The sequence below is a fragment of the Actinophytocola sp. genome, assembly GCF_035942955.1.
GTDB lineage: Bacteria > Actinomycetota > Actinomycetes > Mycobacteriales > Pseudonocardiaceae > DASYTH01.
The window spans coordinates 1-10960 of the sequence record NZ_DASZCQ010000246.1 but is presented as its reverse complement, the minus strand read 5'-3'; the positions used below and the strand labels follow the sequence as shown (position 1 = coordinate 10960).

Sequence of the window (10960 nt, the reverse complement as noted above, 5' to 3'; positions counted from 1 at the left end):
TTCTGGTGCTATAGCCCAGAAAGGCTCACGACCCCACCAGGCTGCCGAGCTCTCCCGTCTGGAGCACCTGCGGCTCGACCTCGGTCTGGTTGTCCACAAGCGCCTGCAGGGCGTCGCCGTCGTCCCACATGTTGACGTTCATCGCCGCGCGCACCCTGCGCTCGCGCAGCCAGAACGCGATGAACTCCCGGGTCTCCAGGCTGCCGCGGACCACGAGCTCGTCGCGGAACGGGTTGGCCAGGCCGCGCACCTCCATGCCGAGGTCGTACTGGTCGGAGAAGAAGTACGGGATCGCGGTGTACGGATCCGACCCGCCGAGCAGGTTGCCGGCCACGTGCGTGCCCTGATCCTTGGCGTTGGCCCAGTGCTCGACGCGCACCCGCCGGTCGTACTTCGGGTGGTACTGCGCGGCGATGTCCCCTGCGGCGTACACGTCGGGCGCCGAGGTGCGCAGGGTCGCGTCGGTGTCGACGCCCCCGCCGGGCACCGAGTCGGACAGCTCCAGCCCGGCCGCGTGCGCCAGCTCCACCCGCGGCACCGCGCCGACGGCCACCACCACCACGTCCGCGGGCAGCGTGCTCCCGTCGCCGAGCCGGACCCCGGTCACCCGGCCGTCCGATCCGGTCAGCTCCGCGACGTCGGCGCCGAACCGCCACTGCACGCCGTGCTCGGTGTGCAGGTCGCGGAACACCGCGGCGATCGTGTCACCGAGAACCTGGTGCAGCGGCAACGGAAGGCGCTCGACGATGGTCACGTCGGCGCCGTGCTTGCGGGCGGCCGAGGCCACCTCGCAGCCGATCCAGCCGGCCCCGATGATCACCACCCGGCCACCCCCGGACAGCGCGGCGAGCAGCGCCTTCGAGTCGTCGAGCGTGCGCAGCGTGCGCACCCCGTCGAGCTCCGCGCCGGGTAGGGACAGCGTGCGCGGGCGCGACCCGGTGGCCAGCAGCAGCCGGTCGTACGGGTACCGGGTGCCGGCCTCGTCGATCACCACCCGGTCCCCGAGGCGCAGCTCGGTGACCACGGTCGACAGCCGCAGGTCGATGTTCTGCTTGCCGTAGAAGTCCTCGTCGTGCACCCAGTCCGGCTCGTCGGCGTCGCCGAGCAGGATCCCCTTGGACAGCGGCGGCAGCTCGTACGGCCGGTACCGGTCCTTGCCGATCAGCACAACCTCACCGGAGAATCCCTTGGCCCGCAGCTCACCGGCGGCGGATGCGCCGGCCAGCCCGGTCCCCAGGATGACGATGCGATGTGGTTCGGCCATGGTGCGCTCTCCTTGCCTCAAAGGGCATCCGAAAAGTCATCGTTTCGCCGTCACAGTAACCCCCGGCACTAGTCACCCGTTCGTGGAGCAGACAGGGACGGGGAGAGCGTGCCGCGGCACACCGGGAGGTTGATCACTGTGAGTGGCCACAAGGAATGGTGGGTCACCTGCCGCGACATCGCCGGCCGGCGGCGGGATTTGCAGGTGATCGCCAGACGTGGTCATGTCGTGCTCGTCGCCCCACCCGGCGAGACGGCGATCCTATCCCCGCTCGACGTCGGTCGGCTCCGCGCGGCCTTACGCGACGCGGTCGTGGACGCCTCCGTCCACGACGACTCCTAGACCGCCGGCCAGGTGTGCACCGGCTCGTTGCTGTGCATGTGCGAGGCGTACCGCCTGGTCATCTCCCGCAGCGCCTGTTCCCGGTTGACCTCCGTGGTCTCCTCCAGCCGCCGCACCGTGTCCACCTGCCAGCTCGCCCCGTTGCGCCCCGTGATGCACCGCTGCTCGATCACCCCGAGCAGCCGGTCCCGGTCCTCCGCCGGCACTCCCCATGCCTCCAACCCCTCGTGCGCCTTCGGCAGCAGCTTGCGCAGCACCAGCTCGGTGACCGGCACCTCCCCGATGCCAGGCCAGTACACCCGGGCGTCGATCCCGTTCTTGGCCCCGGCGTGGAAGTTGTCCTCGGCGGCCGAGAAGCTCATCTGTGTCCATACGGGACGGTCCTGGTCCACGAGGGACCGCACCAGCCCGTAGAACAGCGCGCCGTTGGCCAGCGTGTCCACCACGGTCGGCCCGGCCGGCAGCACCCGGTTCTCCACCCGCAGGTGCGGCCGGCCGCGCACCACGTCGTAGATCGGCCGGTTCCACCGGTAGATCGTGCCGTTGTGCAGGCGCAGCTCGCCCAGCTCCGGGGTGTCCCCGCGGGCCAGCACCTCGGCCGGATCCTCCTTGTCGCACAACGGAAGCAGCGCCGAGTAGTAGCGCACGTTCTCCTCGAAAAGGTCGAAGATCGAGGTGATCCACCGGTCGCCGAACCACACCCGGGGCCGCACGCCCTGCGCCTTCAGCTCGTCCGGCCGGGTGTCGGTGGCCTGCTCGAACAGCGCGATCCGGGTCTCGGCCCACAGCTGCTTGCCGAACAGGAACGGCGCGTTGGCCCCGAGCGCGACCTGGATGCCGGCGATCGCCTGGCTGGCGTTCCAGTACCGGTCGAACGACTCCGGCGCCACCTGCAGGTGGAACTGGACGCTGGTGCACGCGCTCTCCGGGGCGATCGTGTCGGCGGTGACGGCCAACCGCTCCGCGCCGGCGATGTTGATCTCCAGATCCTCTCCCCGGGCCGCGAAGATCTGCTCGTTGAGCAGCGCGTACCGCGGGTTGGCCGACAGCGTGTCCCAGCTCATGTGCTTGGGCATCAGGGTGGGCAGGATGCCGATCATCAGGATGTGCGCGTCGACGGTGTTGGCGTGCGCCTCGGCCGCGTTCAGGCTGGCCCGCACCTCCTCCTCGAAGGTGGTAAGGCCGTCCCCGCTGAGCCGGCGCGGCGGTAAATTGATCTCGATGTTGAACTGGCCGAGCTCGGTCTGGAAGGCGGGATCGGCGATCGCCTCGAGCACGGCGGCGTTGCGCATCGTCGGGTCGCCCGCGTCGTCGACCAGGTTCAGCTCGATCTCCAGCCCGGCCATCGGGCCGATCTGGAACCGCGACTCGGCCAACATCTGGGCGAACACGTCGAGGCAACGGCGGATCTTCTGTCGGAACCGCTGCCGGTCGGCCCGGGTGAACACGGTCTGAGCGACGTCCTTACCCATACCACAAGCGTGACCGCTGTCCGGCGGGAGCGCCAGTAGCTAAGTGATCAACGCCGGCGGCGGTTGCCGAACAGGCCGCGGGTCAGCTCCCTGGCCAGCGCGCTCGCCGCGGACCGGAAGAACTGCCGGACCGCGCTGTTGCCCATGACCTTCTCGACGAAGCGCGGCTCCTCCTTGGCCTCCGGGGCGTGCTCCGGCTGCTGCCGAGGCTGCTGCGGCGGCGGGGCGATCTTGCTGGCCATCAGCTCGTAGGCCGACTCGCGGTCCACGGTCTGGCCGTACCTGCCGTTCAGCTCGGAAGTGCGGGCGGCCTGCCGGATCGCGTCCTCGCCGATGGTGTCCATCAGCGAGCGCGGCGCGCGCAGCCGGGTCCAGGCCACCGGGGTCGGCGCGCCCTTGTCGGACAGCACCGTCACGATCGCCTCGCCGATGCCCAGCGAGGTGAGCGCCTCGGCCAGCTCGTAGTGCGCCGTGGTCGGGTAGGTCTTGACGGTCCTTGCCAGCGCCTGCTGATCGTCCGGGGTGAACGCGCGCAGGGCGTGCTGCACCCGGGCGCCGAGCTGGGACAGCACCCCGTTGGGGACGTCGGTGGGCAGCTGCGTGCAGAAGAACACCCCGACGCCCTTGGACCGGATCAGCTTGACGGTCTGCTCGATCCGGTCGAGGAACGCCTTCGAGGCGTCGTGGAACAACAGGTGCGCCTCGTCGAAGAAGAACACCAGCTTCGGCGCGTCCAGGTCGCCCTCCTCGGGCAGCTCCTCGAACAGCTCGGCGAGCAGCCACATCAGGAAGGTGGAGAACAGCGCCGGCTTGGCGTGCAGGTCGCTCAGCTCGATCAGGCTGAGCACGCCCCGGCCGTCGACCTGGCGGATGAGGTCGGCGACGTCCAGCTCGGGCTCGCCGAAGAACTCGTCGCCGCCCTGAGCCTCCACATTGGACAGCGCGCGGAGGATGACCCCGGCGGTCTGCGGGGACACCCCGCCGATCCCGGCCAGGTCGGCCTTGCCGGCGTCGCTGGTCAGGTGCGTGATCACGGCGCGGAGGTCCTTGATGTCCAGCAGCGGCAGGCCCTTCGAGTCCGCCCAGTGGAAGATCAGCCCGAGGGTGGACTCCTGCGTGTCGTTGAGGCCGAGCACCTTGGCCAGCAGGATCGGCCCGAAGCTACTGACCGTCGCACGCACCGGGACCGCCGGGCCGCTGGTGCCCAGCGACAGGAACTGAACCGGGAAGCCGGTCGGCTGCCAGTCGTCGCCGGTGTCCGCGGCCCGCTGGGTGATCTTGTCGTTGGTCTGGCCCGGCTGGGCGAGCCCGGACAGGTCGCCCTTCATGTCGGCCAGCACCACGGGCACCCCGGCGAGGGACAGCTGCTCGGCGATCAGCTGCAGGGTCTTGGTCTTGCCGGTGCCCGTCGCGCCGGCCACAAGGCCGTGCCGGTTCATCATCGACAGCGGGATGCGCACCCCGGCGCCCGGGTCGACCTCGCCGCCGACCAGCACCGTCCCCAGCTCGACGGCCGGGCCGGACGTGGCGTAGCCGGCCGCGATCTCCCGGTGCGGGCTGGACGATTTCACCTCGGTCACACTGCGGGAGCGTAGTCGGATCATGCCGGTTCGCAGCCCGAGCGACGGTTAAGCTCGTCCGGTGCCCGACAATCTGGTGTGGATCGACTGCGAGATGACCGGTCTCGACCTCGGCGAGGACGCGTTGATCGAGATCGCCGCCCTGGTCACCGACGCCGACCTCAACGTCCTCGGTGACGGGGTCGACGTGGTCATCCATGCCGAGGACGCCCTGCTCGACGCCATGCCCGACGTGGTCCGCGAGATGCACGCGCGCTCCGGGCTCACCGACGCCGTGCGCCGCTCGACCGTCACCCTCGCCGAGGCCGAGAAGCAGGTGCTCGACTACGTCCGCACGCACGTGCCCGAGCCGCGCACCGCCCCGCTGTGCGGCAACTCCATCGCCACCGACCGCGGCTTCATCGCCCGCGACATGCCGGCCCTCGACGGCCACCTGCACTACCGCATGGTCGACGTCTCCTCGATCAAGGAACTCTGCCGCCGCTGGTACCCGCGCATCTACTACGCCCAGCCCGACAAGGGCCTGACCCACCGCGCCCTGGCCGACATCCGCGAATCCATCCGCGAGCTGGTCTACTACCGGCGCACCGCCTTCGTGCCCGCCCCCGGCCCGTCGAGCGAGGAAGCCAAGGCCATCGCCGACATCGTGCTCGGCGAGCACTCCATGGGGTGAGTGACGGGACTCGAACCCGCGACATCCTGGACCACAACCAGGTGCTCTACCAGCTGAGCTACACCCACCATGCGCGCACCCTCAGGAGGTCCGCGGCCGCATCATCGTAGCGTGCTGTGATCGGGGCCTGAAACTGGTTCCGGCTTGACTACCGCTTGCCGCCCTTGCGCCACTCGGCCCAGGGGATCTGCCAGACGCCGATGCCGTCCGTCGGCTCCAGCCGCTGCCCGCCGCTGTTGCTGACGATGAAGATGTCGCCCCGGTTGGAGACCTCCTGGAGCCAGCGGGAGTTCTCGGTCGACATGTTGATGCAGCCGTGGCTGACGTTGGAGTTGCCCTGCTGGCGCACCGACCAGGGGGCGGAGTGGTAGAAGATCCCGCTGTTGGACAGGCGGGTGGCCACCGCGACCTTGGTGCGGTAGCCCTGGGGCGAGTCCACCGGCACGCCGTACGTGCTTGAGTCCATGATGTAGTTGGTGTGCTCGCTCATCACCACGAAGGTGCCCTGCGGGGTCTCGTACCCGCGCTTGCCCATCGAGATCGGGATCGTCCTGGCCACCACGCCGTTGATGGCCACCGTCGCCTGATGGGTCTGGCCGTCCGCGTGGATGATCACCGAGTCGCCGACGGTGATGTTGGCCGCCCGGTCCTCCCGCCCGTACACGCCGTTCCCGAGATCCTTGCCGTACACCGCGGCGTTGACCGTGATCTTGGTCCCCGGCTTCCAGTAGTCCTCCGGGCGCCACTGCACCTGCCGGTCGTCGAACCAGTAGAACGCGCCCTCCACCGCCGGCGTCGTGGTGATCTTTATGGCCCGCTCGGCCGCCGCCTTGTCGGCGATCGCGGTGTCGAAGTAGAACGCCAGCGGCAGCCCCACCCCCACCGTCTGGCCGTCCAGCGGGCTGATCGAGAGGTTGGTCTGCCGGCGCGGCGTCACCGTGCTGAAGCTCGCCGTCGCCGCCGCGGTCTTCCCGTCGGCGCCCTGCCCGGTGGCCGTCGCCGTGTACGACTTCCCGTACCCCAGCGGCTCCGTCGACTGCCACGAGGTCCCGTCCGCCGCGAGCTGCCCACCCACCGGTTTGCCGTCCTGGTTCGTCACCACGACCTCGGTGAGCCGCCCGCCGGTCGCCGTCACCCGCACCGGCTCCCCCGGCGCCACGTCCACGGCCTTGTCCCCCGGCACGATCGCCAATCCCACCGGCGTAACCTCCGGCGCCGGGCTACTCACCGGCGGGCCCTGGCTCGTCGACCCCGGCGGCGCCGCCCCCTGCTCGGCCGGCGCGCTCGTACACCCCGCCAGTCCCACCAGCACCAACCCGACCACCGCCCACACGGCGCGCCCCGTCACCGCACCGCTCCCCACAGTCATGCCACCCGTCCGATCTGCCCGCACCGGTAGTCCGTTTCGCCCAGTAGTGTGCCCGATCCCCGGACCCTATTCCGCGGAACACTCCGAAGCGGCCCCGACCCATCCAATTTCGAGCCACCCCCACCCGTGTGCTACGGTTCCGCCGTCCGCAGGGGCCTCATCCCCCCTGCACCGCGCCGCTAGCTCAACTGGCAGAGCAGCTGGCTCTTAACCAGCGGGTTCGGGGTTCGAGTCCCTGGCGGCGCACTCATAAACCGCAGGTCATCACCGTCGATGACCTGCGGTTTTGCCGTTCTAATAATCTTCAGTGATCATCTGTTAGTCCACTTTGGCCTGATGGGTGCTCCGTGGGTGCTCCCGGGCGGGAAGCGGGCCGCCTAACAAGATCAACAACAGCCAGTTGTCAGGACAATCACGTGCCGCCAGGTGTGCCATATCGCGCCAGGTGAGGCCGGACGACAGAGCCGCCGAGATGGCGGCCTGCACCATGCCAGTGCTGCCGTGCGGCGACCACAGCTCGACCAACATCGCCAAGACTAGGTGCACCGGAGGCACCAGCAATGCAGCCGCCCGGTCAGCGGCGTGTGTGCGGGGTTCTCGATGCCTCCGGTACGAGAGAGTGCTGGATGTGCCCGTGATCCTTGACCGGAGGGCTGCGTTAGCTGTCGTGGCAGGCGTGGCTGCTGGCGTTGCAAACCGACACGGATGGCACATGGCCCAGTGGCCGTCGGCGGTATAGGACCGACTTCTATCTGTGGTGCAAGACGACCAATGGACAAGTCATCCGGAGCAGTCGGAGGGCGCTGACGAGCCGGTCTGGGTTGCCGTCGCCGAGGACCCGGGTTTGGCCTCGCCGGTGGGGCCTGGCGTCCCGGCGATGCGTCCGGCGGGAGAAGACCTCGACCTCAGTATCGGTTGGGACAGGTTTGAGAAGTTGATGTTGGCAGTATCGCGGCGCGTGCTGGGCCTGCGGGGTATCAAGGTGCGGCGCTACGGCGTTCGGGGACAAGCACAGCACGGCATCGACCTGGCCGGTCGAGAGCCCGACGGCCGGTACACGGTCATCCAGTGCAAGGACTACCAGTCGTTCATTGCTGCCGATCTCCGTAATGCCATCACGACCTTCACGAAGGGTAGGCGCCCGTTCGCGGCGTATCGATTCATCGTCGCCACGTCCGCCGCGACAGAAGGCACCCAGTTCGCCGACGAATTGGCCACGCTGCAAGATGCGCATCCCGACCTCGAGCTTGATCTGTGGGGCAGCGAGCAGATCAACTACTATCTCCGCTATATGGCTGATGTCGTTACCCGGTTCTGGACGCGAGAGACGGCCGAGGTCTTTTGCACCGGAGCCCCGTTGCCCGGGGTGCCGGCGCCGCCCCCGGATCGGCAGGAACAAGCCGAACGCATTCTGTTGGGTCCACTCAATACCCCGGACGTCACACCCCTGCTGCGGGAGGCTCAGAGCAAGCGTGCCGAGAATCCCGGCGACGCCGCCCAGCTCTACGGGAGCCTGGCCGAGCGTCTGTTTGACGCTGGGTTCCGTGGTCATTCCCTCGTGCTGCGTCGACGTCAGCTCGACGCGCTGCAGGAAGCGCGATTGGTCGACGACGCGATCGCCCTCGCCGGGGAATTCGCCGCGGCCGCGTTGCACCACGGCGACCGCCACGAGGCTCGCGTACTCGCCTGCCGGATGCAGGAGCTCGACCAAGCGGCCGAGCCGCTGTCTCCAGCAGTACCCGCCCGCAGGCGCCACATTGAGCTGCTGCAGGCGGCGGTGGACGACACGCTGCGTCCCCTCGGTTCCCCGGACCGAGTGTGGAAAGCCTTGACGTCGGGCAGTGAGGTGGAGCCTGCTTACCAGCCGTTGTTGGTTTTGCTGCTGGCTGAGGATGTGTTGGCGACCGAGCCGGAGCGTCTGCCGGAACTGGATGCGCTCGTGCGCCAGGCCATCGACGGCGCGGCCGGGCAGGATACCGACAATGCGGACCTGGTGGTACGGCTGCGACTGGTGCGCGCCGAATACGATCAGCGTGAGCGCCAGGCGCTGTTGAAAGCCGCAACACGTCATGCTGTGGCGGGAGCCCACGCAGCGTTGATCAGCGCGCGGGAAGCGCGCCGGTGCTGCCTGGAGGGCCGCGCCGAGGAAGCGCTCGAGGCGTGGCGGGATGCGGTTCACGACGGCATCCACGCCGGGTTCAGCGCTGACGCCGCGAACTGGCTGTATGCGATTCGGTCGCTGAACGTCCAGTACGGACCGTGGACCACAGATCTTGATGACGAACACCGGCTCGCGCAGGCGCTGCGGGCGACCGCCTCCGGTCGTCTGCTGGAACGGGTACGCAAGCCAAGTGAGGCAGCCAGGGCCGCATTCGTCAGCGGGCGGCCGATCGAGGCCGTGTTGTGGGCCCGACGTTGGCTCATCGACAGTGTCGTGACCGGCAGCTGGGCGAGCGAGATGGAGGCTGTCGAATTCTTGGGAGACCTCTACCGAAACAACCGAGAGCCTGGTCTGGCCGCCGTGTTCTACCAGCGTGCCGGCCGGGTCAAGAAGGTGACCGAGCTGGCCGGCGAAGTGGGTGACGTCGTGCTGCCGGTTGGCGCGCTGTCCGACGAGCCGTGGTGGGTGCTGTGTGCACGAGCCGCCCAAGCCTCAGCGCAAGCCGACCTGCTCGACGACCAGACAGCCGCCACGTTGCTCGAGCAGTTGACCGATCTCGCAGCGCGTGGACGAGCCGGAGAACTGATCGACTCACCGACAGATGCCCTGACGCTGCATGCCGCGCAGAGTGCGTGCGAGCTGGCCGCGCGGGCACGGCTGATCGAGCGGCCGCAGTTCTCGAGCTGCTTGCCGCTGACGTCGCCCGAGAGCCGAATCGCTACCGCCACCGACAAACAGCACGCCGAAGCGTGCGCACAGATCGCCTTGGCCCACCCCGGACTCGCGGTCATCGCTCTTACCCGACTTCTCGACCTGGCCCACTACGACGTCCAACACGCGCAGAAGATTCTCGTTCGTGACGAAGTACTCGCCGTTCTCTCAGGCCGCGCCGACGAGTTGCCGCCCAAGTCGGCGGCCTTGCCCGAAGCCGATCGCACTCGGTTGCGGGATCGGGTGATCGAGCTGGCTGAACAGGGCCGCTATCTGGCTGACGTCGTGTTGAGCGATCTAGACCCGAAATATCCGCTCGTTAGCCAGCACGCCGAACAGGCCCGGTCACGCATCCTGCAACGTCCCGATCCCAACCCGACACAGGTCAGCTTCGGCACCTCACTGGTGAGCGACGCCTATCTCACCCGCACTCTTTCCGCCGAGCAGACAAGAGCATGCCTGGACAAGCTGATGTCCATCGCTACTGACCCTCGTGAGGCTGCATCGAACCGGCAGGACGCGCTAACGGCCGCCAGCAATCTGGTGCTCGAGCAAGAGCCGGCGGTCAAGGCCGAGACGTTCGCCCTTGCCCGCGGCTTCGTGACCGGAGACCACGACGGCAGTCATTTAGATGAACTCACCGGCGAGCCGCACCCCCTGAGCGCATTCAAGATCACCATGGGATCCGCATCCCTGCGAGGGCCGGGACTGCGGCTGGCGCACAAGTCAGCCACCACAGCAGACGAGCAGGAATGGGTACGCGACCAAGCCATGAACCTGCTCCGAAGCAGCGACCAGCACGACATCCACATCGGCGCCTCAGTCCTCGCCGGACTCCCCGCCGACATCACCCGAATGATCGACGCCAACCTTCTCGCCGGACACCAGCACTCGATCGTCCAACAGGTAAGCGCGCTACTGAGCATGAACGAGCCCGAACGATACCCAGAACTCCTCCCCCGGCTCGCCACCGACCACGACTTCCGAGTCCGGCGAACACTTGCACAGGCCGTCGTCCGAGACAACAACCCCACACCAACAGCGGTGAGAACCGTGCTCGAAATCCTCACCCAAGACCCCCGACACAGCGTCAGATCAGCAATCCCCCCGCCATGATTCCCACCGCACACTCGGCACGAGGGGTTCGGTCAACAGCAGGCCATGTCCAGCGACACGCCCACAGTCGTGTGCCTACACACCTTCAGAGCTTCGGCGCATCCACAACCCACTCACCAGCGCAAACACTCTTTGAGGTTCCCCCCAGACCGTGGAGGCATGGACTATGAGGATGATGCGCCATGCCGGAGAAGCGACGGCGGTTCGACCGGGAGTTCCGTGAGGGAGCGGTCCGGATCGTCCGCGAGACGAACAAGCCGATCGCCCAGGTC

8 protein-coding genes and 2 tRNA genes are annotated in these 10960 nt (G+C 68.3%); 4 read left to right on the top strand and 6 right to left on the bottom strand.

Annotated features, from left to right (window positions below):
- Positions 1-25: 25 nt before the first annotated feature.
- Positions 26-1264, bottom strand: coding sequence for an FAD/NAD(P)-binding oxidoreductase (locus VGX25_RS25580; RefSeq protein ID WP_326920448.1), 1239 nt, complete (start codon positions 1262-1264; stop codon positions 26-28).
- 138 nt (positions 1265-1402) lie between these two features.
- Between VGX25_RS25580 and VGX25_RS25575 the strand changes: the two genes are divergently transcribed.
- A complete protein-coding gene (locus VGX25_RS25575; RefSeq protein ID WP_326920447.1) occupies positions 1403-1606 on the top strand; it encodes a hypothetical protein in 204 nt (67 codons plus the stop codon).
- On the opposite strand, the gene VGX25_RS25570 is transcribed toward VGX25_RS25575, so the two are convergent.
- Both VGX25_RS25570 and VGX25_RS25565 read right to left on the bottom strand, forming a co-directional pair.
- Entirely contained in the window at positions 1603-3078 is a 1476-nt protein-coding gene (locus VGX25_RS25570) for a glutamate--cysteine ligase (protein ID WP_326920446.1), read from the bottom strand. The genes VGX25_RS25575 and VGX25_RS25570 overlap by 4 nt on opposite strands.
- A 47-nt stretch (positions 3079-3125) precedes the next feature.
- Positions 3126-4649, bottom strand: coding sequence for a helicase HerA-like domain-containing protein (locus tag VGX25_RS25565; RefSeq protein WP_326920449.1), 1524 nt, complete (start codon positions 4647-4649; stop codon positions 3126-3128).
- A gap of 70 nt (positions 4650-4719) precedes the next feature.
- Between VGX25_RS25565 and orn the strand changes: the two genes are divergently transcribed.
- Positions 4720-5331: an oligoribonuclease gene (orn, locus tag VGX25_RS25560; protein ID WP_326920445.1), complete on the top strand. Its 612-nt coding sequence runs from the start codon at positions 4720-4722 to the stop codon at positions 5329-5331.
- On the opposite strand, the gene VGX25_RS25555 is transcribed toward orn, so the two are convergent.
- Positions 5324-5399 (bottom strand) — tRNA-His (locus tag VGX25_RS25555). The genes orn and VGX25_RS25555 overlap by 8 nt on opposite strands.
- Before the next feature lie 80 nt (positions 5400-5479).
- A complete protein-coding gene (locus VGX25_RS25550) occupies positions 5480-6700 on the bottom strand; it encodes a L,D-transpeptidase (RefSeq protein ID WP_414635963.1) in 1221 nt (406 codons plus the stop codon).
- Between the two features lie 173 nt (positions 6701-6873).
- On the opposite strand from VGX25_RS25550, the gene VGX25_RS25545 reads away from it, so the two are divergent.
- Positions 6874-6946 (top strand) — tRNA-Lys (locus tag VGX25_RS25545).
- Positions 6947-7018: 72 nt separating this feature from the next.
- On the opposite strand, the gene VGX25_RS25540 is transcribed toward VGX25_RS25545, so the two are convergent.
- Positions 7019-7228 carry a hypothetical protein gene (locus VGX25_RS25540; protein ID WP_326920443.1) on the bottom strand — a complete coding sequence of 70 codons (210 nt, stop codon included), beginning with the start codon at positions 7226-7228 and terminating at the stop codon, positions 7019-7021.
- Between the two features lie 349 nt (positions 7229-7577).
- Between VGX25_RS25540 and VGX25_RS25535 the strand changes: the two genes are divergently transcribed.
- Entirely contained in the window at positions 7578-10688 is a 3111-nt protein-coding gene (locus VGX25_RS25535) for a hypothetical protein (protein ID WP_326920442.1), read from the top strand.
- The last annotated feature ends 272 nt before the right edge of the window (positions 10689-10960 follow it).